Here is a 26,796-nt window from a genome sequence, read left to right as displayed (position 1 = left end):
ACTAAGAGAGCAAATTCCGTACTTCTTTAATTTTAGTACGAACACTTCCGTCGTAAACAACGTTATCTGACGACAAAATCGCACCGCCAATAATACTACTGTCTACTTTCGCAGATAAGTCAACTGTTTTAGCACCAACCCTTTTGGCAAATGTCTTGGTTAACTTGTCTTTCTCTTCGTCATTCATTGGAACTGCTGTAACTACGCTAGCACGCACGATTCCTTGCTTCTTATCATATAATTTGCCAAATTCATCAATAATCGCGACCATATCATTAATACGCCCATAGTCATAGACCATCTTTACAAAATTCTTGACGTACTGAGAAGTTGCGCCATCAATCAAAGAATTAATGATCGAATCTTTTTGCTTAAGATCAAGTACTGGCCCTGCTAATGCGATAGATAAACCAGGGTCACTTTGAAAAATGTCTTTAATCGCCATTAAATCAGCGTTCCCAGTTTCTAACTCATCATGTTCTTCTAGTACTTGAAAGAGCGCATTAGAATATCTTTTGGCAAGCGTAACCTTATCTAGACTCATTTGGATTACCTAGCCCTTCAATATAAGAATCGATTAATGCTTTTTGATCATCAGCATTTAAGTTCTTTTTAATGATTTTGGAAGCAATCTCAATAGATAAATCTGCCACATCATCTTTAGTACTTGCTAAAGCGTCTTCACGTTCTTGTTCGATATCTTTATGAGCTTTATCCTTTAAGGTTTTAGCATCATCTTGAGCATCGGAAATAATTGTGTCGCGACGTTTTTGACCAGCTTGTTCAGCATCACTAACGATTTTGGTTGCTTCGTCATGCGAGTTTTGTAATGCATCGGCACGTTCTTTGGCTAACTTAGCAGCATCGTTACGTGATTGTTCAGCAGAATCAATATCGTTGGCAATTTTAGTTGCACGATCTTGCATCATCTTTGTGACGGGTTTCCATGCGAAAATCTTAACAATCCACATCAAGAGTAAGAACAAGATGGCATAAAACAGCATATCACCAACATTGAATCCAGCCGCAATAACTAAATGTGTATACATCTATTGACACCTCCTTTTTCTAAACTAAGAAAATGTTTTCTCTATTTGTTCATAACCAAGAAGGCAACAACAAAGGCCAAGATGGGCATAACTTCAACTAAGGCAACACCAATGAACATATTAGTTCTAAGTGTTCCTGATAATTCTGGTTGGCGTGCCATACCTTCAAGCATCTTGGAAATAATTAAACCGTCACCAATTCCGGCACCAATAGCGGCACCACACATTGCGATTCCAGCAGCAATAGCTCCCATAATATAATCCTCCTATTTTCTTATTCCTCAATTGATAATTTTTGAGAAACATATACAGATGATAATGTTACAAATACATAGGCTTGAATACAGCCAATAAACACTGAGAATCCTTGCCATGCTAACTCAAGTGGGGCAGCGACTGGAATCAGCCACAATCCATTTGAAAATGCTAAATTAGCAATTATCCCGGCCAACAATTCACCAGCAAAGATATTCCCATAAACACGAATTCCAAGTGTTAAGAAGTTCGTAAGCTCCTCAAGTAGGTTGATTGGTAGGAACAAGAAGACAGGTTGTAAGAATCCCTTAAAGTGTCCCTTATAACCTAGTTTCTCAACACCACAATACATAGCAAATGTCAGAGACATTAATGAGAACGTCAAAGCGACGATTGGATCGGCCGTAGGACTCTTGACATAGACAATATTACCTACCTGAATATGCAAGAACAAACCAAGTAAGTTAGCTATTAAGATGAAATAGAATAGCGTAAATGCCCATAGTCCATAATTCTTAGGCGCATCATTACCAATCGTTGACTTTATAATTCCATTTGTAAAATCAATCATGTACTCCAATAAATTCTGTTTCCCCTTTGGTTTCAACTGCAGGTTTCTCGAGCAGACGAATATAAAAGCGAACAAAACAACAGCCACAATCACACCAGAAATCATATTGCTGACGTTGAAAGTAAGACCTAAAAATTGAAAAGTACGAGTTGGCTCCACAGATATCACCTCTTTTCGCAACTATTATCACTCGCAATAAAAAACGTGCCATAAAAAGTAGTTGAATAATTGCGATTCTATATTCAAACAAGTCAAAAGCTCACTTATTCAAATCTGATGAAATAATACCACCATTTCAGGCAAATTTCAAAGCTATAAAGCACCAAAAATTCTAATTTTATAGTCTTTATAACAATTACTTCACAATCGAAATTGGCAAAACTTAAACCCGGCCTTTACGTAAAGCAATCTAACAAAAAAGTGGGAGTTCATTAACTCTCACTTAAAATTATTATTTTTATTTTGTTCCAAACAAACGGTCACCAGCATCTCCCAACCCAGGAACGATGTAACCATGATCAAGATGATCGTCAAGTGCAGCGGCATAAATGTCAACTTCTGGTTCAGCTTTTTGCACCGCTTTAACTCCCTCAGGAGCGGCAACTAGACAAACAAACTTAATGTTTTTGGGATTAGCGCCGTGTTTCTTTAATGCATCGAGCGCCATGATTGCAGATCCACCCGTAGCAAGCATTGGATCAACAACGAAGATCTGCCTCTCACCAATATCACTTGGCAACTTTAAAAAGTATTCGTGAGGCTGAAAGGTTTTTTCATCACGATACATCCCGATATGACCAACTTTGGCTGTAGGAATTAGATCAAGTACCCCATCTACCATTCCAATTCCAGCCCTCAGAATTGGAACAACAGCAACTTTTTTACCAGCTAATTTCTTAGCGTGCGCAGTTCCTTCAGGTGTCTCAACTTCAACGTCTTTAAGTGGCATATCACGAGCAACTTCAAAAACCATCAAACTAGCAATTTCATTAACGACTTCTCTAAACTCACGTGTCCCACAATTCTTATCTCTAATAATGCTTAATTTATGTTGGATCAACGGATGATCCATTACGTGAAACTCGCCCATAACGCACTCTCCTCTTTGTATTATATTTATACCTATTATAACACAAGGAATACCAAAAAATTTCTAGCTCCTTATCGTGTAATTGGGTTTTCTTTACACAATTTGGATACGTCACTCTTGATTTGAGCCAAAACATCGGGTTGATCGTAATTGTCAATGGCTTTAATAATTAAATCAGCAACTTTCTTTGAATCATTCTCATCAAACCCTCTTGAAGTGATCGCGGGAGTCCCAATTCGTAGTCCACTAGTTAAAGTTGGTTTCAACTTTTCATTTGGAATTGCTTCCTTGTTAGTGGTAATCATTAATGAATCCAGCATGTCTTGAACTTGTTTACCATTTAAACCGGTATCAGTCAGATCAACGGTCATTAAATGATTATCAGTTCCACCAGAAACTACTCGTAAATGTTCGGAATTATTGAACTCGTCAGCCATGGCATTCGCATTTTTAAGAATTTGCTTGGAATAAGTAACAAAATCGGGTTGTAAATCTTCATGAAAGACAACCGCCTTAGCAGCAATTACTTGTTCTAAAGGACCACCTTGGGTCCCAGGAAAAACAGCCGATTTAATCTTTTTGGCGTACTTATCTTGGCTTAAAATCATTCCACCACGAGGGCCACGCAAGGTTTTATGAGTCGTAGTTGTCACTACATCGGCAATTCCTACTGGACTAGGATGTAATCCGGTTGCAACCAGACCAGCAATGTGAGCCATATCTACCATTAAGTAGGCTCCCACACTATCAGCAATCTCTCTAAATTTCTGCCAATCAATAATTCGACTATAGGCAGATGCACCAGCTACGATAATTTGCGGTTTTACTTCCTCTGCAATTGTTTGAATATGATCGTAATCAAGTTGTTCAGTCTCTGGATTAACTCCATAAGTAAACGACTGATAAATCTTACCAGAAAAGTTGACCTTAGCACCATGTGACAAGTGTCCACCGGAATTTAGGTCCATCCCAAGGATCTTATCTCCTGGCTTTAAGAAAGCGGCATATGCTGCTTGATTAGCTTGAGAACCAGAATGAGGTTGCACGTTTACATACTCAGCACCAAATAACTTTTTTGCTCGTTCAATGGCCAGCGTCTCCACTTTATCAACATACTCACAGCCACCGTAATAACGATGACCAGGATAGCCTTCCGCATATTTATTGGTTAAAACGGAGCCCTGGGCGGCTCGGACACCCTTTGAGGCAATGTTCTCGGATGCAATCAACTCAATTGTGTCCTCTTGACGCTTTTTTTCACCGTAAATGGCGTCCCAAAGTTCAGGATCCATCTTTTCATACTCTTTGTCTGACATGATATCTACCTCATTTCACTATTTGAATTAAGTATACTATTCAAAGTGCTTTTGTCCTGCGGATTTGTTTAAGCGGTTCATGTAAGCCTCCCCTAATTCAGTTGGGGTAAATCCCTGTGCCAAGATATTATCAACGCCATCTTCTAAATCAAATTGACGAAGTCCGGCAAATAGTAAATGACTGGCAGTATTAATATCACTTCCAAGACTGTAAATTTCTGCATTGCTTGGCCAGTCAACTGCATCAATTACATCGTCAGTTGCCATAACTCCCACAGTCCCATCTTGTTTTTTAATCCAATCAGCCGCTCGCTTCCAGTCATCTTTATGGTCAACAATTTGAACCTGAGCATCTGGGGCATAATGACGATACTTCATTCCAGGAGCCTTTGGAACCTGATCCGCACTAACATGGTGAACGGCATCGTCAACTGGGCCTACGACCTTTTCAATCTGGTCAACGGTAACTGCACCAGGACGCAAGATTGCTGGCTTCCCCGTTGACATATCAATAACTGTCGATTCAACCCCAAAGTCAGTAGCACCGTCGTCTAAAATCCCCGCAATTTTACCATTTAAATCATGATAAACGTGCTTTGCAAGGGTCGGACTGGGTTTGCCAGACGTATTTGCTGATGGACCTACTAGCGGAACACCAGCGGCCTTAATTAAATTTAGAGTTGACTGTTTATCAGGATTTCGAAAAGCAGCGGTATCAAGTCCACCAGTAACTTCTTTAGCAAGTGCACCCCTTTTTAACTTTAAGATGATTGTCAATGGACCTGGCCAAAACGTTTTCATTAATCTTTTTACTTCTTCGTCTAACGGTTGAGCATACTTCTCAACCGTCTCAACATCAGCAACGTGAACGATTAATGGGTTATCACTTGGACGTCCCTTAGCTTTATAAACCTTTTTAACCGCTGAGACATTAGTAGCATCGGCCCCTAGTCCGTAAACTGTTTCGGTGGGAAAAGAAACGAGGTTCCCCTTCTTAAGTTCTTCTGCGGCCGCATCAATCTGATCCGGCGTAAATATCTTTGTATCCATTTTAAAAATTCTCCTTTATTTCATTTTAATCATTCGATCACGCATTGCCATGTCCTTTCGGAGACGAACCGACCGTCTTTTATTATCATTCATCAAAATCTTTTGAACCGGATCTCCCTGTCTAAAGCCAATTTCTAAATAAAGAGAGCCATCCCCCTCTAAATGAGCATCAACATCACGCGAAATTCTCTGATAGATTGAAAGTCCATTATTATCAGCAAATAAAGCCTGACGTGGTTCATATTTTAAGACACTTTCATCCATATACTTAATCTCATTTTGACCCACATATGGTGGATTAGAGACAATCAGGTCAAATTTTTGTTCACTAAAAGCGCCAAATAGGTCACTCTGAACAAAATTAATTTCGGTGTGATTTGACGTTGCATTTTTTTGAGCAATTTTTAATGCATTAAGTGAAATATCAGAACCAGTTACTTTCCAACTTGGGCGTTGCTTTTTTAATGAAACCGCAATGGCACCACTACCAGTTCCAACATCCAATACGTTAATAGGATGATCATCGTAATCATTTAAGATCCATTCCACTAATTCTTCCGTTTCAGGCCTTGGAATCAAAACACTGGGATTAACTTGAAACGTGTATCCATAAAAATTAGCAGTTCCAATTACATATTGCAGTGGCTCATGATTTAGAACCCGTTCTATCATTTCAATAAATTTAGCTTCCTGATCATCAGACAAATTAAACCGATAATTCATCAGCAAATCCGTCAAATTCCATCCCATCAAAGACCTCATCACCTGGCGTCCTTGATCAGGATCCAAACTTTCTTGCTCCAGACGCAAAGAAGCCCATTTAAGGGCTTCAAAAACAGTTGCGTTATTTTTAAGCTTCTGAGTCATTCAATTTCTCCAGCTTTTTAGCTTGATCAGAAACAATTAATGCATCAATAATATCATCTAAATCACCATCCATGATTTTGTCTAACTTGTTCAAGGTCAAACCAATGCGATGGTCGGTAACTCGATTTTGGGGGTAGTTGTAAGTCCGGATTCGTTCAGAACGATCACCCGTTCCAATGGCATCTTTCCGTTTCTCATCGTACTCATTCTGTTCTTTTTGTTTGTAGTAGTCATAGACACGCGCTTTCAAAACTCGCATTGCCTTAGCACGGTTTTGTTGTTGAGAACGCTCATCTTGCATTGCAACCACAATCCCAGTTGGGAGGTGGGTCATTCGGACGGCTGATGAAGTTTTGTTAATATGTTGACCACCAGCACCAGAGGAGCGATAGACATCCGTTCGAATATCGCCTGGATCAATGTCAATGTCCACATCTTCTTCCTCAGGCATTACACCAACGGTAGCTGTGGAAGTGTGAACTCGTCCAGCCGATTCTGTCGAAGGAATTCGTTGTACTCGGTGAGCACCATTTTCGTACTTTAACTTGGAATAGACTTTATCACCAGTGATCATTAAAACAATCTCTTTAAAACCACCAACTTCAGTATCAGTTTCATCGATCACTTCAATCTTCCATCCCTGACGTTCGGCATACTTGGTGTACATGTTATATAAGTCAGCCGCAAACAAACTGGCTTCATCTCCACCAGCTGCTCCACGAATTTCCATGATAATATTTTTCTCGTCATTAGGATCCTTTGGAATCAACAACAACTTCATTTGATCTTCAAGTTGCGTTTTCTGATCCTTTAAATCACTAATCTCGGATTTGACCATGTCTTCCATTTCGCTATCAAGTTTTTCTCTTAACATGGTCTCATCATCATCTAATTGTTTACTAATCTTTTTATACTTATTGTAAGTTTCAACCGTTTCTCTGAGACTGCCCTCTTCTTTTGAGAGTTTCATGAATTTTTGGGTGTCAGCAATCACTTCTGGATCACTGATTAGTTCGTTTAATTCATCATATCTGTCAGAAACGGATTGTAATTTATCAAAAATTTTATCCATATCGGCTTCAGCCATTCTTATTACTCCTTATTCTTTTGTGCTTCAATCGGAGGATTGAAATAATGATAACGACAAACAGGATAATATGACTCGTTACCACCCATAAAGATCTGCTCGCCCTCGTAAACGGGCTTTCCATCATGGACTCTTAAGTTCATAATTGCTTTCTTTTCACAAAACCAACAAATCGTTTTCATTTCTTCAATCTTATCCGCATACAATAGTAAATACTTCGATCCCTCAAACAATTTATTTTGAAAATCATTTTTAAGTCCAAATGCCATGACCGGAATATGTAATTGATCAACCACTTCGGTTAATTCGAAGATGTGATGCTTATTTAAAAACTGGGCTTCATCAACTAACACACAACTAATGGGTTCATCGCGTTTTTCAATTTCATCTTTTACCATTTTAAATGCGTTTGAATCGGAATTAATTGAAAGGGCTTTACGAGTCAACCCAATCCGAGAAGCGATGGTTCCCTTCTTTTCCCTGGTATCAAGGCCACTTGTCATCAAAATAACTGATTTACCCTGTTCCTCATAGTTATGAGCGACTTTGATAATTTCGATTGATTTTCCGCTATTCATGGCTCCGTAACGAAAGAATAATTGTGCCAAGTTATCACCTTTTCTCTATTTTCACTAACTTTTTCATTATATCGAATTTACCACTTTTTCGCATCCAAATTCAAAATTTGTTCTACCATTTGAATAATTGCTTTTTCTTAAATTAGTCACTATTCTTACTTATAAGCGTAGTTTTATGATAGAATTATTTTAATTGTGCAAAACTAATCATTTCTAAGGGAGAACTCATTATGTCATTTCAGAGTAGAATTGCCACCATGGCTGGTAAGTCATCTTACTGGTTCCTGCATAATTTTTTGCACCGTGGTAGCTCATTACCAGGAAAAATAACCACTGCAATTGATCCCAATATTTTAAAGACGCTGGGTAAAAATTACGATGTGATTATTGTGTCAGGAACGAACGGTAAAACTTTGACTACCGCACTGATCGTTCAAGTCCTAAAGGAAGAATATGATCAAATTCTGACTAATCCAACTGGATCTAACATGACTCAGGGAATTGTCTCAACCTTTTTACAAGCCAAACATCCCAAATATGGTGAAAATCCAATTGCAGTCTTAGAAGTTGACGAAGCCAACGTAAAACCGGTTGTTAAGGCCATCAAACCAAAGATGTTTGTTTTGACTAATATCTTCCGTGACCAACTGGATCGTTATGGTGAGATTTACACTACCTACCAAAAAATCTTAAATGGGATCTTACTAGCTCCAGATGCCTTAGTGGTTGCAAACGGTGATTCCGCCATTTTTAACTCTAAAAAAATGCCAAATCAACAAGTGTTCTATGGCTTTCAAGATCAACCAGCTGATAAAGACATCAAGGCAGCCCCTAACACGGATGGGGTCCTTTGTCCCGTTTGTTCGCACATTATGCACTACCATTACATCACTTACGGAAATTTAGGTGATTACTTCTGTCCTAACTGTGGTTTCCATCGTCCAGAACTAGATTACAAAGTCACTAAAGTGGTGGACGAAACCCCAACTAGTTCAACCTTTGACATTGATGGAAACCAGTATTCAATTGATGTTGGTGGAACATACAATATTTACAATGCTCTCGCAGCTTATGCGGCGGGTCGACAAATGGGAGTTCGTCCTGATCAAATTAAACACGCTTTTGAAACCAACAAGCGACTCTTTGGAAGACAGGAAGAAATCAAAGTTGGTAATAAAGAAGTAACCATTGTGTTAGTTAAAAATCCAGTGGGACTTAATCAAGTCATTGACATGATTTCTCATGAAAGGGAACCATTTTCGTTTGTCTTTCTTGAAAATGCTAACTATGCTGACGGAATTGACACGAGTTGGATCTGGGATGGCGACTTTGAACGTCTGCCAAAGATGAACATTAAAAAATTCATTTCCGGTGGTGAACGATACAAAGACATTACCTTCCGCCTTAAGGTTGCTGGGGTTCATGACGACAATCACATCATTGAACCAAACATTGAAAAAGTCTTGGAACAAATTAAGCAGCTTCCCACTAAAAAGGTTTACGTTCTGGCCACTTACACGGCTATGCTTCAATTCAGACACTTACTAGCACAAAAGGGATTCATTAAAGGAGGAATGGACTAATGACAAAAACCATTCGAGTGGCTCACTTATATGGTGACTTAATGAATACTTACGGTGATATCGGTAACATTTTGTCGTTACGATATTACGCTAAACAGATTGGCGTTGAGGTCACCTCAAATGTTGTTAGTTTAGAAGAAGGGTTCAACGCAGACGATTATGATTTCATGGTTTTCGGTGGTGGACAAGACTTTGAACAAACCATTGTTTCAAAAGACATTCAAACCAAAAAGGACGAAATTAAACGTTTCATTGAACAAGGCAAGCCTGTTATTGCAATTTGTGGTGGCTTCCAGTTACTTGGAAACTACTACGTTGCAGCTAATGGCGAAAAGCTTCCTGGCATTGGTGCCCTTGATCACTACACGGATGCAATGAAGGACAATCGTTTCATTGGAAACATTGAAATTCAAAACGAACAAACCAAGGAAAGATACCATGGCTTTGAGAACCACGCCGGGGTCACATACCTGGGTCCAAGCGAGCGAGCACTTGGTAAGGTCATTAAGGGACATGGAAATAACGGGAAAGATGGGACCGAGGGTGCCATCTATAAAAACACCGTTTGTACCTATTTTCATGGACCCATCCTAGCTCGAAACGGAAACCTAGCAAAGCGAATGATGTTTCATGCCCTTGAAAAGAAATATCCTAATACCGATTTTTCAGAAGATAAGAAAAAAGTAAAAGTTGACTCATTTTAAAACCAAAGCACTACCAATCAAATTGGTAGTGCTTCTTTTTTTACATAAAATGAATAAACGGTCGACCGCCAGCCAGTAACAACCCAAGAATTGCCACCACTATAATTGCAATCACGGTCATCCACAAAAACCATCCTGAAAGTTTCTGTTGTGATTTAAAGGCAAACGCCATCTCAATCAGACCAATCAATAGTAACGCGCAAACAACCTTGATAATCGTCAAGATTGGATCACGTCCCCATGCAAATGGGATCAGAAAAATTCCCGAAATAATTAAAATCACATAACAGAGTCTGGCAATCATCGTCATGGCTTTAAAATGCCAGTTCGAAAAAAGAGCGATACAAACCACAATAAAAAGAACCAACCACGTTAATAAATGAATCCAAATTAGCATAATAACACTTCCCCATTTAGATTAACTCCATTATACACAATCCATAAGGACTTTTAGTCATAATTCGTTAACACCCTTCTCTGGTTATGGCATAATTACTGAAAAGAAGGAGTGGTGGATGACATGAAAAATAATCAGTTCGCACAAGTACTAGTTGACCTTAACACCGCTAAGCAAGAGTTAGCCCAAGTTGGCTTTAATCCAACCGAAATCGAAAATTCTAAAACCGTTTCAGAAGCATTTTTGAAATTACTTAGTAAAACGCTTATTAACGTAAACAATAAAAGTGGTCAAATGGAGCAATTGAATAATCAACTAGCGACTCCAGATAAACGACTTGGCGATTATTTGCAAAATAATGGTGAAGTCAACCAACGGGTTTTCTATCTAGTGGCCCTCCAATTGCTTGAATTTCAAGCAGACGTCGACTTTCAGGTTGATGAACAACTAAAAGCGATGAAAGAAATTCATTTGAAGTACTTTAATAAACCTGGTCAGTGGGACATAGACGACTTACTTCAAGCTTGGTACCTTCTGCTAACCACCCATAACAAGACTGGTCAAACCTACCTTGATCACTTAGCAAACCAGGGATTCTTTAAGGGATTTCCAAAAGATAAGCCCCTCTTCTTTAATGGCAAAGCGCAGGCTATTTTTGAACCAGAAGACCTCATTTATGAAACAGTCTACGTTGAAACCGACACTGATTCTGATAAAGACGGGAGGGCTGATCTAGTTAAAGCTGAGATCACCCGTCCCCAAACTAGCTTTAAGCTAGGAACTCTTTATACGGCTAGTCCGTACGACCAAGGGACAAACGATGCGCTTGGAGACCAAATCACTCATGATGTAAACAAACCAATTATTCGAAAGGAACCAGATGATACCATTTATTCTGACATTATGTATGAAGAACAACCCCAAAAATTTAGTACTAGAACACCAAAGGGTTTTTCCGATGAAGCCATTGAGGGACACATTGCAAAGCCGGGTTATACCTTAAATGACTACTTCTTAATGCGGGGATATGCAGTGGTTTATTCAGCTGGTATTGGAACCAAAGATTCTGACGGAATTCAGACGTGTGGTTCCCCCGAACAAACAGATTCAACAGTTGCAGTAATTGAATGGCTTAATCATAAACGGCGAGCATTCACCAACCGAACGGACAATATCGAGATCAAAGCTGACTGGTCCAATGGTAATGTAGCAATGACCGGGCGTTCCTACCTTGGAACCCTTGCCAATGCTGCAGCAACCACTGGAGTGAACGGCCTTAAAACCATTATTTCAGAAGCCGCCATCTCTTCTTGGTACGATTATTATCGTGAAAATGGCCTTGTAATGGCTCCCGGCGGATTTCAGGGAGAAGACGCTGACGTTTTAGCGGCTGAGACATTCAGTAGAAGTCTCAATCCTGGTGATAATTTCCAGATCCGGCCCTTCTTTGATCGCTACTTATCAATTATGCAAAAACAGATGGACCGTACTACCGGAAATTACAACGAATTTTGGGACGAAAGAAACTATCGAAATAATGTTAAAAACATTAAAGCCGATGTCTTGCTTGTGCAGGGCTTAAACGACTGGAATGTTAAACCAGTCAACGCAGCTAAACTATGGCAAGGAATCAGGTCTCTTCCAATTAATCAAAAGATTATCCTTCACCAAGGTCAACACATTTACATCAACGCCTTTCGTTCGTTTGATTTCAACGATATCGTCAACATGTGGATTTCACATGAGTTATATGGGATTGAGAATAACGTAATGAACCAAATCCCAAATATGATTGTGCAAGACAACGTCAAGCCGGAAACGTGGAACAAAAAGAATAACTGGCTTGATAATCATAGTAAAAAATACTACTTAAATGATGAAAAACTAAGCAAAACTTCAAACAAAGGCCAACTTAAATACCAAGACCAGTTGGATTTGTCGCGATTTAAGGCATACTGTTCTCATCCAACACGGTGGGAAAAAGACTTACTTGATTCAAACAGTTCATTAAAAGGACACCGTTTAATCTTTAAGACAATATCTTTTAGTGAAGATCAAATCATTTCGGGATTTAGTACCCTTCATCTACGCATCGCCACGTCTAAGAACGTCGGACTCTTGTCAGCCCAATTGGTCGATTATGGGGACGCTAAAAGATTGAATGTTACCCCTACCATTCTTGAGCCCAAAGGAATTCTACTAGGACACAAATGGTACACGGATGATCTACGGGAATTCACTTTAAATAAGCATTCAACACCAAATAAAATGATTTCGTTTGGACATATGAACCTTCAGAATCGCCATTCTGCTTATCAAAACGATCAATTGGTCCCAAACCGATTTTATGATATTGACTTAACTTTACAACCAACCTTCTACCACCTTCCAGCTGGCAGAAAACTTGGACTAGTACTATACGGAACTGACTTTCAGATGACTCAGCGCGGGAATCAAGAGATTGAGTACACGATTGATTTGGAAAACAGTTATCTTAAAGTTCCTTATAAATAAGAAAAACACGTTTGTCTTAAATTAAAGCAAACGTGTTTTTAATCTAATTAAATAATTCATCAAGATAGGTGTTAATTAAGTCATTTCGATCTTCCATGAAATGATCACTTAAGTGAGGGTGAACCCGATTAGACAAAAAGACAAAGCCACTCTTTTGGTCCCGATTGAGTACGATTACCACCCCTGTGTAACCGGACTGCCAAATGTACGGATGACCTTCGTAATCAGCTAAAGCCCATCCAAATGACCGGGTGCCATCTTCCATCGGCGTCTGATCGGTATACAATTCATCAAACGTCTCATTATTAAAGATGCTACTACGACTATTAACCTGAAGCATCCACTGGGCAAAACGAGACAAGTCATTTAAAGTACTAAACATCCCAGCTGAACCACAATCATCGCCCAAGATTTGCGCCTTCGGGTCATGAACTTCACCCTGCAAATTAGTACGGGTTTCTTCATTGTATGTAGTGGGAACAGAACGTTGCACTTCTGGGTGAAAAGTCGTGTCATTTAAACCAAGTGGTTTTAGGACCATTTGCGTAATCAGTGGTTGAATAGGAATTCCCATTACCAACCCAGCAATCCATCCTAAGAAAATATAGTTCACGTCTTCGTATTTCATTTGCTTGTTAAAATTATCGCCCACATGAAGACCTAAAAGAGCCTCACGAAGCTGATTGATGTTCATCAGATTTCGATTGGGAATGTACCCTTCAATCCCGGACGTATGAGTCAACAAGTGACGAATTGTAACCTCTGGATACTTCCATTCTGGTAAATAGTCGGAAACAGAATCATCCAAGTGAATTCGCCCATCTTGAAGTAATCGCATGATAACCGGCAGGGTCCCGACAACTTTAGTCAAAGAAGCAATATCGTAAACGTCGTTTGGTCCCACGGCTTCTTTCGTTGGCTCCACTTGCTTTAATCCCATTTCATCACTTTCAACGTTCATCCCAGTGATAAACGAAAATGCCGCGCCTGGGATACTCTGCTTTTCAATCATTTTTTTTATTTTAGCTTTTGTCTTTGAAAAATTCATTTTTATTCTCCTAATAACCTCAATTATACCAATTTCTCTAAAAATTAAGAGAGCAAATTGCCTCCAGATTAAATTTACCGAGGCTCATTAACTTTCCACGTCTGATCAACGTTAAATTTCTCAATTTCAGTGCGGTTAGGATCAAGAGTGGCACGGGTCATCGTCGGACAGCTTGGTGTTTGTAAATACAAGGTCCTGTTTTTAACGTCATAACCAACCCAATACTGAGTAGAATCACATTGTTGCGGCAAATCAGGATTTCGACTGATACCCTTTGGAACGATGAATGGCTTAAAGCAATTGTATAAAGTACTTATTCCTTCATCATCTGAAAATTCATCAATGTTTTTAGAGATAAAAGTTGCGCGAATAAACCGCGATGGTGAAGAATAATCTCCTGGAAGCCCAAACATTCCATATCCAGTACCACCTTCGATTGGATTAACCGATAATTTTCCACCAATCTTAGTCGGCTTCTGGTTATAAGCATTTAACGAAACGTAATTTCTGAGGTTAGTAGTATGAAATGAATATTTTGGACTATTGGTCATCACTCCAATACTATCGTATATTTTAAATCCACCATTGTCCGTCGCTTCAAGCACAATGGAATTCCCGTTTTCATCAGAAAAGGTGTAATGAAGATGAAGCTTACCAGCTTTTCCATGAAAAACATAAGCTTTATCAATTAATCCTGTGGTCTTAGCGAGTTTTCTGATGTCATCAAGCGTCGCACACTGAGTTAAAACATATGTCCCAAATTCCTCACCAAAAACTGGTATTAGATTACGAGCTTTTAAATCTGTTTCACTTCCATGAGTGGTTTCCAGAAGAACCTGAAGATCTCCGGTGATTCCCTTTTCATTGATACCATCAAACAGAAGACTTCCTTCGTCAGGGCCAATCCCCATAACTGCATACTTGCTACGCCAGTTTTTTAATTCTGACTGAATTATCTGATTTGCGGGAATATTTACGATTTTAGTTGAGACAGCCGCTTTTTCGTTATGAGAATCAAAAAGTGGAACCATAAAGTCCATCGTACGGCCCCAAAACGGATGACCATCCGTAGATTTAATAATAATTGAAGTACACATATCCAAATCCTCCTCATATTTATTTATAAAAAATTTTATTTATAAAAAATGCCCTCAAACATAATTATGTTTGAGGGCATTATCATATTTGAATTACCCGTATGAGACTTGAACTCATAGCTCCGCCTTGAGAGGGCGACGTCTTAAACCAGTTTGACCAACGGGCAATAAACTGAACAATTACATAGTTTACCCAATTTAAACCGGTCTGTCAACAAAGTAATGCAAAATTTTCTGTTGACAACTGTCCATAAAGAATTGTAGTATATTAGTTGTTCAAATATTGAGTATTCGCCAAATTGGTAAGGCAGCGGACTCTGAATCCGCAATTTACTGGTTCGAGCCCAGTATACTCAACTATAAATATCAAAAACACCATTTCAATAATTATTGAAATGGTGTTTTTTAATGAATTAAATTTTAGCTTCTTATTTCTTGCACTTTACCCAAAACCATTCTAGCAATTGGTCCAACGATCAGAAGTTGTAATGGTAGCGCCAAAATCAAGTTTCTAATCCATGTCATCCCAAACGTTGCCAGATTAAGACTTGAAAATCCGCCTTCAACTATAATTCCGAAAATTGACATGCAAGTTACCATCCCTAAAACCATCAAAATTGAAATTCCTAAAGAAATCAAAAGTGGCTTCTCTTCCATCTTTTCATTAAAGATAAATTTGAAAAAGATCCCCTTTGCAAGTGGTCCCACAAAAAGTAAATCACAAACAGCCGCAATAACTAACGCAAATGGATAACCCACTAACACACTTTTAACAAAAGTGGAATCAACCCCACTCCCGAGTGCAATGTTATAGGCTTCCATCACGATCACCATCATACCTGCCATTAATCCAGTAAACAATAATTCTTCCTTAAAATCCTTTGGCATACTTAACCTCCTAATTTTTCAGCAATGATTAATCTACCACAAAGAATTTTTTCATGTAAGTTTTTATTACAATAAAAACTTAATTAATAAAAATAAAGACCAGGCATTACAATGCTCGATCTTTATAATTAATCACTTTTTCTGATAGAAGTAATACAAAATTCCACACACAATCAAAACCGTATAAGTAATACTAAGAGGTAAGACCTTAATGACAATCACTACCGTCGCAATCGAAATTGCGATTGCAATCCAGAAAATTACCTTACCAATGTCAGCTTCAGTGAAATGATGAGGTTCATGATTTTGATTTTGTTGCTGGTAATTAGAATAATTATAATTAGTGTTTTGCTGATAAGAATCATTGTTAGCGTTAGACTCATTAGAATGTGATTCATAACTAGACTGACTTGATCCTGCATATGATCCAGAACTATAATTATTTTCTTTAATAATTTCATACGCACTGGTAATTTCTTTGAACTCGGAGGCAGCATCAGGAGAATGATTAACATCAGGATGATACTTCTTAGCCAATTTGCGATAAGCTCGGTCAACTTCTTGTTTGTCTGCTGTTGTGGGCAATCCTAATATTGCATAATAATAGTCTAAGTTTCCATATGCCATCATAGTCCCCCCTTGAATGTATTTACACTAATTCTACCAAACATTGAACAATTCGGTTAATCAGTGCTTAATAAAACGTCTTAGGGGTTAAGGTCATTACTTTGCATATTTTTGAATTGATTGAACCAAAATTTCTGTGGCACCAGTTCCCGCTTTATTATCGTAATATTTTTGAAACCGACCATCATTTAAATAAATTTTAGACAGTCCTTGATGAGCTTCTATAGAATAATTTGGCCATGTATATTGCAACCACTTTTTGTGTAACTTGTAAATTTTTCTTCCATTATAATTAGTTATAATTAGTATTTTTATCCTTTAATGATTGTTTTAATAAATTAACCATTTGATTCTCAGGTTCTTGTATATTTTGAAAATCAACAGCAGATAAGTTTAAATACTTTTGATTAACCGGGTCAGGTGCCCCTCCTGTTCAGACAAAATCTTTCTTGAATCAGTACTGTATTGTGAAAACTAAAATCTGGATTGTTCATAATTTTTTTAATTTCTTTTAAGTCAAAACCAAAACTTTTGTAAAACAAAACCGGCTGTAGTCTTAAAACATCAGCAAAATTATATTTTCAATAACTAGATTCTAAATCTCGTTCAGGAACCAATTAATATATTCAATCATAGTATTGAAGGGCACGAACTGTAATGCCCGCCATGTCGGCTCATTCTTTTATTTTAAGCATGAATGATGCCTCTTTATAAATCATTGTTAACCGTTACGTAACGTCGTGGTCAAGCCGTTTAGTCATATTTTGTAAGTAGCACAGTTATATTACACCAATGTTACTGAAACATTACTAGTTTAACAAACCATTTCCTGAATGTTTCGCACTATATCATTATAGTTACGCTTGAGTTTAACTCTTTTTTTCACATAGTTTTGATGTTATTGTTTATATATTCCAAAGGAGGAAATTAAATATATGAATAATGATAAATTACACTATAAAATGTACAAAGCTGGTAAGAGATGGATGTTTGCTGCCCTTGCAACTACGATGGTTGCCGGTGGCCTTCTAACTACCAGCAGCGTTGTTAACGCTGACGCCTTAGGAAATAACGCACAAGCTACTCAAAGTGCCAAGAAAGATAACGGCACTATTAAAAATGACTCATCTAAGAGCGCAGCCAAAGTTAACACTAACGTTGATAATCAAACAAATGATGCTAATGCTACTAAAGATGCCACTACTCAAACTAATGTTGCTTCAAACAATGATGTAAACAACACTACTAATGATGCAACAAAAGCTACAACTACTAACGATCAATCAGCAACTACTGATAATAATCAAGTAGCTGAAAACAACCAAAACAATCAAAATGATGCTAACAATGATGCCGTTAAAAACGATAACCAAACATCAACTGTTACACCAAACAAGATTGAAAACAAGGTTGCAGAAGCTGTTACTCCTGCACAATCAGCTAAAACTGACGTTAACGTTAATAATTTAGACAACGCTGTTTCTGCTAAAGCAGATAACAAGCAAAACAACAACGCTGACCAAAAGACTACTAACAACGATTCAGTTAAAGCCGAAGCTACTACACAAGCACAATCAGTAAATACTGAAAAAGCTGAAAATAATGTAACCCCAGCTACTAAATCTAAAACTACTCAACAAACACCTGCTAAGCAAGCACCAGTTTCAAACGATGATGCAAAACAAGCTGATGCTAAAACTACTACTCCCGCACAATCAGCTAAGACTGAAACTGTTAAGACTAACACTCAAACCAACAATGTTACCCCAGCCGCTCATTCTTACTCAAACGTTCAATTGAGTGCCGCTCGTGCAGCCGCAACTAACTTTAGAGTTCAAAATGTCAGCTTTAGAGCTCAAAACACTAATGCCGATCAAGTAGTTAACATTGGTAGACAATATGTTGGAACTCCGTACGTTTGGGGTGGCAGTACACCAGCTGGATTTGATTGCTCTGGATTCGTTCAATACGTATTTGGCAAGGCTGGATACAGTCTTCCAAGAACTACTTACAGTCAATACCCTGCTACACAACACATTTCACGTAGTCAAGCTCAAAAGGGTGACTTAGTATTCTTCTCTCAAGGTGGCGATCTTTACCACGTTGGAATCTACTTAGGTAACGGTTTAATGCTTGATGCTCAAAACCGTGGTGTTATTTACAACGATTCACTTAGTTATTTCCCTGGTGCCGTATTATTCGGACGTGTTAACGGATTTAACGGTGGAAGCGCAAGTACTTACGCACCAAGTCAAAACACTAACAACAATTCATATACTCCAAGAGTTAACTACGTTCAACAAAACGTAAGTACTCCAGCTGCAAGACCTGCTAATAACAGAGCATACACTTACAACTTAAGAGCTAATGTCCCTACTACTCAATTGAACACTGTTAATAGATCAGCTAGTGTTACACCAACTTCAACTGCTTCAAATGGCAAACAACAAACTACTAGTGTTGTATCACAAAATAACACTAAGACTGTTAACTTGAATGTTCAACCAACAAAGGCATCATCAAATACTAGTGCCAACACTAACGAGACTGTTCAAACTTCAAAGACGACTCCTAACGTTCAACAAAATGTTCAACAAACTCCAGCAGCACCTAAAGAACAAGTAAGTAACTTGTCAAATGACACTACTGCTAAGAAGAACACGATTGATTTGAACGCTTCAAAGAAGTCAACTGACCAAAAGGCAGCTCTTAACAAGAAGACTTCTGCTAAGGTTGTTTCAAACAAAGAAGTTTCTGACAAGAATGCTTCAAACAAAGAAACTGCCGCTAAGGTTGTTTCAAACAAAGAAGTTTCTGACAAGAATGCTTCAAACAAAGAAACTGCCGCTAAGGTAAACAATGATGATAAGACAACTTCACACATTGCTACTAAGGATAACGGTCAAGCTTCTGCAGTTAAAAACAATGACCAAAAGAATGGTCACATCTTGCCACAAACTGGTCAAGCAAGTACACTACTTATGAGTGCCATTGGTTCTATCATGGTTGCTCTTGCCGCAGTACTTGGTTTCAGACGTAAAGATACTGACAAATAATATCTAAACTAATAAATGGTCTTCCGATTAATCGGAAGACCATTTTTATTTATAAAATTAGATTGCTATTGAAACAGCATTAGTGCTATTCTTTTTATATTGGAGGTATGACAATATGGACGCACACTCAAAAGAAAAAGAACTTAAAAAATTAATCAAGGATCAAGAAAAGTTCCAAAAAGAAAACTCAGATAAATTCAACGCTGATTTATTATCTAATTACAACGAACGAATGGACGTTGTGAAAGAGTTGATTGAAAACGAAAATCAGACCAATAACTTACGTGATACTAAGGTTGCTAAGCCGACTCGAGATGATAAACGTGGAATGGACAAAAACCGTCACGTTGATGATCAAATGAATGATCTTGAAAGAGCACAACAACGCTTAATTAAGAAGCTACGTACTCTTGAAGGAAAATGGGAATAACCCTCTTATTACAATCAAATCATTGACCATACAAAAAGAACGGATTCAACTGAATCCGTTCTTTTTGTCTATTTAGTTATTGTTTTCCTTTTTTAATTCTGCATCCAGTTTCTTGGTTAATTCTTCGTAACCAGGTTTACCTAATAGTGCGTACATATTATTCTTGTATGCTTCAACGCCTGGTTGATTGAATGGATTAATACCATTTAAGTAACCAGAAATAGCAACCGCAACTTCAAAGAAGTAAATCAAGTAACCTAGTGAATATTCTGATTGATCAGGAATATGAACGGTCATAACTGGAACCCCACCATCGGTATGAGCTAAAACAACCCCTTCATAGGCTTTGGTATTAACTTCGTTAACTGTGTCATCTTGAAGGTATTTAAGACCATCAAGGTTTGACTCTTCCTTTGGAATCGCAATATCGTCATCAGGCTTATCTAATTTAACAACCGTTTCAATCAGATCACGTAACCCCTCTTGAATGTATTGACCTAATGAATGAAGATCAGTTGTAAAGTTAGCTGATGATGGATAAATTCCCTTTTGGTCTTTTCCTTCTGACTCACCCATTAACTGCTTCCACCATTCTGAGAACATTCTCATGTTTGGTTCGTAGTTTTCGAGTAATTCAGTGGTGTAACCCTTTCTGTAAAGGATATTTCTCAACGCAGCGTAACGATAGGCATCGTTTTTATTAACATCTGGATTGGTGTATTCCTTAGAAGAATCAAGTGCACCCTTCATTAATTGACTAATATCAGCACCGGTAGCAGCAATTGGTAATAAACCAACTGGGGTAAGAACTGAGTAACGTCCACCAACACCATCTGGAATTACAAAGGTTTCGTAGCCGTTAGCGTCGGCTTCTTGTTTCAAAGCACCCCGATGAGCATCAGTAGTAGCATAGATTCGTTTGTTAGCTTCATCTTCACCATACTTTTTAACTAACTTTTCCTTGAAAATTCGGAAAGCAATTGCTGGTTCAGTGGTTGTTCCAGACTTAGAAATGATGTTAATTGAAAAGTCATCGTCACCGATGTAGTTCAATAAATCATGAATATATGGAGCACTGAGTGAATTACCCGCAAAGACAACCTTGACACCACGACGCTTGTCATCAGGTTCAGAGTTGTAAAAAGTACCATTCAGAAAATCAACGGCCATCTTAGCACCTAAGTATGAACCACCAATTCCAATCACAACTAAAACCTTTGAATCAGACTTGATTTTGTCAGCCGCTTTTTGAATTCTTGCGAACTCATCTTTGTCATAATTTTCTGGAAGATCTAACCAATCCCGGAAATCATTTCCAGCACCAGTGCCATCCCTTAACTCTTTATCCGCTGCAGTCACCATCGCTTGAATCTCAGGCAACTCATCTGGATGTACAAACTTGCTTAACTTAGAATCATCAAATTTCAAATAAGCCATTACACTATCCCCACTTTCTATAATATCGCTTACATTATACAACAAAAATTAATTACATAATGATGTTTTTGCTCTGTTAATTTTATTATATTAGTTCTTATTTAATCCGCACATTGATTCCTTTAAACGATCCCTCACGTTCATAATCAGGGTCAATCGGAAAATCATTTGGATTAGAGTAAGTCTTGCCAAAATTAACGTTAACACCGTTTGCGGCAAATGCATCCGAGATTTCAGACCGAAACTTTTTCGAATTCATTTTATTGGTATCTGTGGTAAAGAAGACGGACGCATCCTTACTAGCAACTTGACTTACCGCACTAACGAGAGCTTGTAAATCACGCTTAATCTCAAACCGATTCTTTTTATCTCTAACAAAGACAGGCACGTTAACGGTAATTATGTCAAACTTCAAATCATGTTTTTGCGCATAATCTAAGTACCCAAAGACACTCATTTTTCTGACCTCTTGGGCACCAATCACGTATCCATTAGCATCAATTTCATTAATCAATTGAGATTTAGCAAGATTACTATCGTCAACGTTAACGGTCTTAACGCTACCACCACCAATCATGGCACTAGCAACTCCGGTTCCCTCATAAAATAAATTTAGACCAACTTTATCTTGTGATTGATCAAAAACGTCCTGTCTTACATCGCGATAAATAATGTCTAATCCTGTCGTTTTGGCGTTCTGTAAACTAATTGGATACGTTACTTCACCCTCCAAGACATTGGCCGAGCCTACAGGATCGGGACTAGCGTTTTCAACTGACTTGATTTCAGAACCATGTTCAAACTGCTGATACTCGTATAAATTCTGGTAACTCCCCAATTGATTAACAATGATTGGAATCAACTGATTTCGCAATTGGTAAATTCCAGTATTTTCCCAGGTAATCACGTCTTGACCATCGTAGCTGTCAATCGTAATTCCGGCCAAACCGTCTCCCTGTCCGTTAAACAGGCGATGAATATCAATGCCTTCATCTTGAAGTAAAATGCGTTTACTGAAAGCCTGACTAAATAAATGACCAAAGAAACGATCGTCAATAGATTGATTTTCCCTGCGATCCAAAATCCAACCGATCCCCCCAGCTTGTTTGCCAAAGTAAGCACTTGCAACGAAATGATCTTCCTTAGTTAAAGCCACGACCTCGCCGTTGCTAAAATCCGCTTCGTTAACTAAATCTTTTTCACTAATTTGTGGATAACCGCCCTCAAACTTTTTGACGGCTTTACCGGTTATTTCAACTTTTTTCATATTATTTTATTCTCCTCTAAAAATCGCTTCCTATCTCATTGTACATGTAATCACGATTAATTAGTAGGATTGCAAAGTAGGTCATATGTTAAAATAATAAGCAAAGGAGATTCGATTATGTATAAATATTTAGTATTTTTTGACTTAGATAGGACCTTGTTTGATGAACATTCAAAGGTGAACGATGAAGTTGCAAACGCAATGGATGAAATCAGAAAACACGGTGGCCTTCCGGTAATCTCAACCGGAAGGAATCTCTTTGAAATCAGAGATACGTTAGAGAAAACCAAGATTGATTCCGTGGTAGCCGCAAACGGTGATTTTGGAATGTTAAGAAACCAAGAAGTCTTTTCTAATACAATCAACCCCAAAATCATTGATCGTTTGTATAGCTTTGTTAAAAAACACGATAATACATTAGTTTTACTGAACCAAAAACGTGGTGCCATTACCAATCACGATGAATTGGCAGTTAAAGCCTTTGAACACGTCCATGCTCCACTTCCAACCATTGTCACAAAAAAGTATTGGCACGAAAATCCTATTAACATGATGGTGGTTACCAACACTGATCTGGATATTGACTACGTAGAAAACTTTGGAGATGTCCTAACCTTTTACCGTAACTCGCCCTATTCAATTGATGTGGTCGTTCATGACGTTTCTAAGGCTACTGGAATCAAGCAATTAATAAACACTGCTGGACTAACTGGAATCCCAACATACGCGTTTGGAGACGGTAATAACGACATCCCAATGTTAGACTACGTTGATCATCCGGTCGTAATGGGTAATGGACTTCCAAATGTCAAACCACATGGTGAATTCATTACCACCAAAAATACTAATCACGGAATTGTTAACGGACTGAAACATTTTAACCTGATCTAAATTACTGTAAATTAGGCAGATATCATGGTATAGTAGTATTGTGTCTGTTGGGGGCGTTATGGATTCGACGGGTATAGTTTGAGCCTGAATTGCATTCCGTACGACGATGCGTCAAATCGCTCAGTTTAATTATAACTGCAAAAAATAATAACAATTCTTACGCTGTAGCTGCCTAATAAGCGCTTGACGTAGATCTAGCTGATTTTTCCTATGGATCAGTCCTAGGTCCTACCTTTAATAGGATACGCTTACTGCTCCCATCTGAAGTAGTATGAAGAGATTAATCAGATTAGCTGTGCATGTTAGCATTGACTAATTGCGGATTGTACAGTGAACTTCAAATGATTAGCCTACGAATGTAGACGTTCAGGAGGCAATATGCTCGGACGCGGGTTCAAATCCCGCCGCCTCCATTTTAAATAGTTTTATATTGTTGTTTTTTCCATGTTTTAAACAGATGAGCATGATGTAAAACTAATAATATGTGTACAAAACACAAAAGCGACTATCAATAATTGATAGTCGCTTTTATTATTATCTTAAATCATCTTTTCTACTGTATTTAAGTTTAAATTATTTTACAGATCATTTATTCTTAGTTTAATTAATTCTGCTAATTCGTTTAAATCGTCAGACGTTGCTTCATTCTTTATGAAATTTCTAACAACTACTCTCCACTATACTCTTACTTTTAAAATATTCTAATCATATCAATAACAGAAATAATTAATGCCAAGATTGCAATTATAAATGTTACCCATCCCATTATTTTATTACTCAATTTCTCACCTGCTTTACTTACGTTAATGCATAATGAACTCTGTTATACGAAAAACAAAAGAGCCAATTCACGATAGAGTTGGCTCTTATTTATAAGGCAAACTTATATTCTCATAAATAAAGAAATTAAATCATTATAATTTGTATTTTCATTATAAAATTTTTCTTTATTTATTCTTTTAAAGCCCTGTTTTTCATAAAATAACTTATACATTTTTTCGTGACATTCAAGTAAAACTAATCTTCCACCGATAAATGATTTAGTCTTTTTGAAAATTGTTAAGCACTCATCAAGAATCGTATGACCGCTTAAATTACTGCTTGTATAAAGAATTGATCTGCCAAGTTGACCTATTAGGTAACATGGGACTGATTTTCGTTTACTTCCACCGGGTATCCAACTTACTAATCTTTTCTTATTTTTATTACTTATTTTATCACTTGGTATTAACAAACTTGTAAATCCTAAAGCAACAACAGCCATGACTACTATTTTACCATCATTATCAAATTTATCCTTATCAACAAATAAATATGTTTTACTAATATCTTCTAAATCATATCTAATTGCATCATTCTTACAAAAATCTTCTAACTCAGGTTCTTTAGAACAAATAAAATCATTTAAAATTTTCTGTAAAAAATATTCATTACTTAATTCGTCATTTTCATTGAAGGAAAATAATCCATGTAAAGGAACAAAAATATAATTCTTTTTATTCATTCACTCATTTTTTGGCAAGTGCTCTAAGAGAATCAATTTGTTCTTTAGTAGCTAGCTTACTTTTAAAATTATTAATTTTTGGCGAATTCTTTTCTAATTCTTTATAGACATTTTTACTATCTTTTTTTGATACATAAAAGTTTTTAAAGAAGCTCGTACTTGCCATAATATCCCTCCTGTTAATTATATTGTATACAAAATCCTTACATTTAGTATAGCAAAACAGTTAAAGAAAGTTAAATCTAAATAATGTTTAGAAAAATTGAACCAGATACAAACTTAATAATGCAACAATCTTCCATCATCACACCAACCACCATACATCTCATTGACTCTCGTCTTCTTTACTAGCTTACGTAACCGATGTTTATATGATTGGGGTTTACTAAATTTCAAGCGGGACTGAACACCATCAACGCGAACTCGTTGGTACAAATCGGGAAAATGGTTAAAGTTATCCCATACTTTCGGATCACGTTTTAAGGCACGTTTAACGGGCTGAATAATCTTAAACGATTTAGGAGACAAATCTGGTAACACTCGTTTGCCTTCTTCAGTCATTAAACCTAGTTTAATTAGTCTTCGAGCCCGCTCCTTGTTGAGCTCGGTCCAGTTACTGTTTTCCTTTCGAGGAGTCAATCGTTGTGCTAGTCCCGTTTCATCCGAACTTTTATGCAAACCATCGACCCAGCCAAAACACAGTGCCTCTTCGACGATATCCAAATAAAACATCTTTTCTTCACTGGTTTTACTCATGCTGACTGGAACCCACAGACAATCTTCTCTCTTGCAATTTTCAGCAAACCAGTCACGAAGTTCCTTTCTTGATGTAATTGGTAAAAATGGCTCGTCTTTTCTTAGCACTTGAAATGCACTCCCTTCAACATTTGCCTACATAGTAATCAGCAAAGTTGGAGAAGTCAAAAAAGCCGTCAGGCTCATTAAAACCTAACGGGACTTTAAACTGTTTTCTTAGTAAATGAAACTGGACGCGAAACCCCCACTAAATGCCACCACGGGGCGTGGATTGGCTCAATCACCACTCCACGATTTTGCGCATCAATCATTTGATGTTTGTTTAAAGCAATCCCAACGTGGTAAATGTCACTTTTACTTGAACCAAAGAAGACTAAGTCACCTTTTTTGATTTTACTCTTTCTAACATGCTTATAAGCATCGTATTGAGCCTGTACGGTTCTTACAATATTACGATTAGCACCATTTTCCATGACATACTGAGTAAAGCCAGAGCAATCAAAACTGTTAGGTCCGACTGCACCGTACGAATATGATTTACCAAGCTCACTAGTAGCAACCCGCTTAACGTTTGAAAAATGGACTTTATTTGCGGATACTCGATTTTCGTTAGTGGCGATGTTTACAACACCAAATAAACCTAACGACGCAATCGCTACTGTTACACCTCTGATTAATCCTTTGAACATCTTACCAGCTCCTTTATTAATTTATTGTGCATTATTTTACAATCA

Annotated in this window: 28 protein-coding genes, 2 tRNA genes and 1 other RNA gene; 8 read left to right on the top strand and 23 right to left on the bottom strand. The window is 37.7% G+C overall.

Going from position 1 to position 26,796, the window contains the following annotated elements; all coding sequences use genetic code 11:
- Position 1 precedes the first annotated feature (1 nt).
- The 10 genes from atpH to AC6UDC_RS05580 form a co-directional block, all read right to left on the bottom strand.
- Positions 2 to 544, bottom strand: a complete 543-nt coding sequence (atpH, locus tag AC6UDC_RS05625) for an ATP synthase F1 subunit delta (protein ID WP_500694352.1) — start codon at positions 542 to 544, stop codon at positions 2 to 4.
- Complete coding sequence (gene atpF, locus AC6UDC_RS05620; protein WP_500694351.1) at positions 531 to 1,049, bottom strand: F0F1 ATP synthase subunit B; 519 nt, start codon at positions 1,047 to 1,049, stop codon at positions 531 to 533. Before atpF ends, atpH begins: the two co-directional genes overlap by 14 nt.
- A 41-nt stretch (positions 1,050 to 1,090) precedes the next feature.
- A complete protein-coding gene (gene atpE / locus AC6UDC_RS05615; RefSeq protein WP_010021947.1) occupies positions 1,091 to 1,303 on the bottom strand; it encodes a F0F1 ATP synthase subunit C in 213 nt (70 codons plus the stop codon).
- A gap of 20 nt (positions 1,304 to 1,323) precedes the next feature.
- Positions 1,324 to 2,034, bottom strand: coding sequence for a F0F1 ATP synthase subunit A (atpB, locus tag AC6UDC_RS05610; protein WP_500694350.1), 711 nt, complete (start codon positions 2,032 to 2,034; stop codon positions 1,324 to 1,326).
- 298 nt (positions 2,035 to 2,332) lie between these two features.
- On the bottom strand, positions 2,333 to 2,965 hold the full coding sequence (gene upp / locus AC6UDC_RS05605) for a uracil phosphoribosyltransferase (protein ID WP_500694349.1): 633 nt from the start codon (positions 2,963 to 2,965) through the stop codon (positions 2,333 to 2,335).
- 71 nt (positions 2,966 to 3,036) lie between these two features.
- The gene (gene glyA, locus AC6UDC_RS05600; RefSeq protein ID WP_500721698.1) at positions 3,037 to 4,281 is read right to left on the bottom strand and encodes a serine hydroxymethyltransferase; all 1,245 of its coding nucleotides are present in this window, start codon (positions 4,279 to 4,281) and stop codon (positions 3,037 to 3,039) included.
- A 36-nt stretch (positions 4,282 to 4,317) separates the two neighbouring features.
- Positions 4,318 to 5,331, bottom strand: a complete 1,014-nt coding sequence (locus AC6UDC_RS05595) for an L-threonylcarbamoyladenylate synthase (protein WP_500711251.1) — start codon at positions 5,329 to 5,331, stop codon at positions 4,318 to 4,320.
- Between the two features lie 15 nt (positions 5,332 to 5,346).
- Positions 5,347 to 6,198, bottom strand: coding sequence for a peptide chain release factor N(5)-glutamine methyltransferase (prmC, locus tag AC6UDC_RS05590; protein WP_500708211.1), 852 nt, complete (start codon positions 6,196 to 6,198; stop codon positions 5,347 to 5,349).
- A complete protein-coding gene (gene prfA / locus AC6UDC_RS05585; RefSeq protein WP_500694425.1) occupies positions 6,182 to 7,270 on the bottom strand; it encodes a peptide chain release factor 1 in 1,089 nt (362 codons plus the stop codon). The genes prmC and prfA overlap by 17 nt, the downstream gene beginning before the upstream one ends.
- A 20-nt stretch (positions 7,271 to 7,290) precedes the next feature.
- Positions 7,291 to 7,863: a thymidine kinase gene (locus AC6UDC_RS05580; RefSeq protein WP_500701383.1), complete on the bottom strand. Its 573-nt coding sequence runs from the start codon at positions 7,861 to 7,863 to the stop codon at positions 7,291 to 7,293.
- Between the two features lie 230 nt (positions 7,864 to 8,093).
- Between AC6UDC_RS05580 and AC6UDC_RS05575 the strand changes: the two genes are divergently transcribed.
- Together AC6UDC_RS05575 and AC6UDC_RS05570 are read left to right on the top strand one after the other, a co-directional pair.
- Complete coding sequence (locus tag AC6UDC_RS05575; protein WP_500707356.1) at positions 8,094 to 9,446, top strand: MurT ligase domain-containing protein; 1,353 nt, start codon at positions 8,094 to 8,096, stop codon at positions 9,444 to 9,446.
- Positions 9,446 to 10,150, top strand: coding sequence for a type 1 glutamine amidotransferase (locus AC6UDC_RS05570; RefSeq protein WP_500721696.1), 705 nt, complete (start codon positions 9,446 to 9,448; stop codon positions 10,148 to 10,150). Before AC6UDC_RS05575 ends, AC6UDC_RS05570 begins: the two co-directional genes overlap by 1 nt.
- A gap of 40 nt (positions 10,151 to 10,190) precedes the next feature.
- On the opposite strand, the gene AC6UDC_RS05565 is transcribed toward AC6UDC_RS05570, so the two are convergent.
- A complete protein-coding gene (locus AC6UDC_RS05565) occupies positions 10,191 to 10,547 on the bottom strand; it encodes a DUF1516 family protein (protein ID WP_500707355.1) in 357 nt (118 codons plus the stop codon).
- Between the two features lie 123 nt (positions 10,548 to 10,670).
- Between AC6UDC_RS05565 and AC6UDC_RS05560 the strand changes: the two genes are divergently transcribed.
- The gene (locus AC6UDC_RS05560) at positions 10,671 to 13,061 is read left to right on the top strand and encodes a Xaa-Pro dipeptidyl-peptidase (protein ID WP_500721694.1); all 2,391 of its coding nucleotides are present in this window, start codon (positions 10,671 to 10,673) and stop codon (positions 13,059 to 13,061) included.
- Between the two features lie 43 nt (positions 13,062 to 13,104).
- On the opposite strand, the gene AC6UDC_RS05555 is transcribed toward AC6UDC_RS05560, so the two are convergent.
- The 3 genes from AC6UDC_RS05555 to AC6UDC_RS05545 form a co-directional block, all read right to left on the bottom strand.
- Entirely contained in the window at positions 13,105 to 14,109 is a 1,005-nt protein-coding gene (locus tag AC6UDC_RS05555; protein ID WP_500711245.1) for a serine hydrolase domain-containing protein, read from the bottom strand.
- A gap of 74 nt (positions 14,110 to 14,183) precedes the next feature.
- Entirely contained in the window at positions 14,184 to 15,206 is a 1,023-nt protein-coding gene (locus tag AC6UDC_RS05550) for a linear amide C-N hydrolase (protein WP_500721692.1), read from the bottom strand.
- A gap of 93 nt (positions 15,207 to 15,299) precedes the next feature.
- Positions 15,300 to 15,373: transfer RNA gene (locus AC6UDC_RS05545), tRNA-Glu, on the bottom strand.
- 117 nt (positions 15,374 to 15,490) lie between these two features.
- On the opposite strand from AC6UDC_RS05545, the gene AC6UDC_RS05540 reads away from it, so the two are divergent.
- Positions 15,491 to 15,563 (top strand) — tRNA-Gln (locus AC6UDC_RS05540).
- Positions 15,564 to 15,626: 63 nt separating this feature from the next.
- On the opposite strand, the gene AC6UDC_RS05535 is transcribed toward AC6UDC_RS05540, so the two are convergent.
- The 3 genes from AC6UDC_RS05535 to AC6UDC_RS05525 all read right to left on the bottom strand — a co-directional run bounded on the left by AC6UDC_RS05535 (position 15,627) and on the right by AC6UDC_RS05525 (position 16,997).
- Entirely contained in the window at positions 15,627 to 16,094 is a 468-nt protein-coding gene (locus AC6UDC_RS05535; protein WP_500721689.1) for a DUF2798 domain-containing protein, read from the bottom strand.
- Between the two features lie 132 nt (positions 16,095 to 16,226).
- The gene (locus tag AC6UDC_RS05530; protein WP_500721688.1) at positions 16,227 to 16,721 is read right to left on the bottom strand and encodes a DnaJ domain-containing protein; all 495 of its coding nucleotides are present in this window, start codon (positions 16,719 to 16,721) and stop codon (positions 16,227 to 16,229) included.
- Positions 16,722 to 16,817: 96 nt separating this feature from the next.
- Positions 16,818 to 16,997 carry a TipAS antibiotic-recognition domain-containing protein gene (locus AC6UDC_RS05525; protein ID WP_500721760.1) on the bottom strand — a complete coding sequence of 60 codons (180 nt, stop codon included), beginning with the start codon at positions 16,995 to 16,997 and terminating at the stop codon, positions 16,818 to 16,820.
- A 659-nt stretch (positions 16,998 to 17,656) separates the two neighbouring features.
- On the opposite strand from AC6UDC_RS05525, the gene AC6UDC_RS05520 reads away from it, so the two are divergent.
- Positions 17,657 to 19,777, top strand: coding sequence for an NlpC/P60 family protein (locus tag AC6UDC_RS05520; protein WP_500721685.1), 2,121 nt, complete (start codon positions 17,657 to 17,659; stop codon positions 19,775 to 19,777).
- A gap of 115 nt (positions 19,778 to 19,892) precedes the next feature.
- Positions 19,893 to 20,207 carry a hypothetical protein gene (locus AC6UDC_RS05515; RefSeq protein WP_500694336.1) on the top strand — a complete coding sequence of 105 codons (315 nt, stop codon included), beginning with the start codon at positions 19,893 to 19,895 and terminating at the stop codon, positions 20,205 to 20,207.
- Positions 20,208 to 20,279: 72 nt separating this feature from the next.
- Here the strand turns inward: AC6UDC_RS05515 and AC6UDC_RS05510 are convergent, their stop codons facing one another.
- Together AC6UDC_RS05510 and AC6UDC_RS05505 are read right to left on the bottom strand one after the other, a co-directional pair.
- Entirely contained in the window at positions 20,280 to 21,644 is a 1,365-nt protein-coding gene (locus AC6UDC_RS05510) for a glucose-6-phosphate isomerase (RefSeq protein WP_500694335.1), read from the bottom strand.
- A gap of 97 nt (positions 21,645 to 21,741) precedes the next feature.
- Positions 21,742 to 22,911, bottom strand: a complete 1,170-nt coding sequence (locus AC6UDC_RS05505) for a class I SAM-dependent methyltransferase (protein WP_500721683.1) — start codon at positions 22,909 to 22,911, stop codon at positions 21,742 to 21,744.
- 117 nt (positions 22,912 to 23,028) lie between these two features.
- Here AC6UDC_RS05505 and AC6UDC_RS05500 point away from each other — a divergent pair, with 117 nt between their 5' ends.
- Both AC6UDC_RS05500 and ssrA read left to right on the top strand, forming a co-directional pair.
- The gene (locus AC6UDC_RS05500) at positions 23,029 to 23,802 is read left to right on the top strand and encodes a Cof-type HAD-IIB family hydrolase (protein ID WP_500721682.1); all 774 of its coding nucleotides are present in this window, start codon (positions 23,029 to 23,031) and stop codon (positions 23,800 to 23,802) included.
- Between the two features lie 49 nt (positions 23,803 to 23,851).
- Positions 23,852 to 24,218: a transfer-messenger RNA gene (ssrA, locus tag AC6UDC_RS05495) on the top strand.
- Between the two features lie 467 nt (positions 24,219 to 24,685).
- Here the strand turns inward: ssrA and AC6UDC_RS05490 are convergent.
- From AC6UDC_RS05490 to AC6UDC_RS05475, 4 genes are all read right to left on the bottom strand, one after another.
- A complete protein-coding gene (locus AC6UDC_RS05490; RefSeq protein WP_500721680.1) occupies positions 24,686 to 25,306 on the bottom strand; it encodes a hypothetical protein in 621 nt (206 codons plus the stop codon).
- A 4-nt stretch (positions 25,307 to 25,310) separates the two neighbouring features.
- Entirely contained in the window at positions 25,311 to 25,472 is a 162-nt protein-coding gene (locus AC6UDC_RS05485) for a hypothetical protein (RefSeq protein ID WP_500706780.1), read from the bottom strand.
- A gap of 113 nt (positions 25,473 to 25,585) precedes the next feature.
- Positions 25,586 to 26,170: a YdeI/OmpD-associated family protein gene (locus AC6UDC_RS05480; RefSeq protein ID WP_500694330.1), complete on the bottom strand. Its 585-nt coding sequence runs from the start codon at positions 26,168 to 26,170 to the stop codon at positions 25,586 to 25,588.
- A 95-nt stretch (positions 26,171 to 26,265) separates the two neighbouring features.
- On the bottom strand, positions 26,266 to 26,751 hold the full coding sequence (locus AC6UDC_RS05475) for a C40 family peptidase (RefSeq protein ID WP_500721679.1): 486 nt from the start codon (positions 26,749 to 26,751) through the stop codon (positions 26,266 to 26,268).
- Positions 26,752 to 26,796 lie beyond the last annotated feature (45 nt).

This window comes from Fructilactobacillus sp. X7R7C1, from assembly GCF_059901065.1.
The sequence above is the reverse complement of the archived record's forward strand: the minus strand, read 5'-3'. Positions and strand labels throughout refer to the sequence as shown.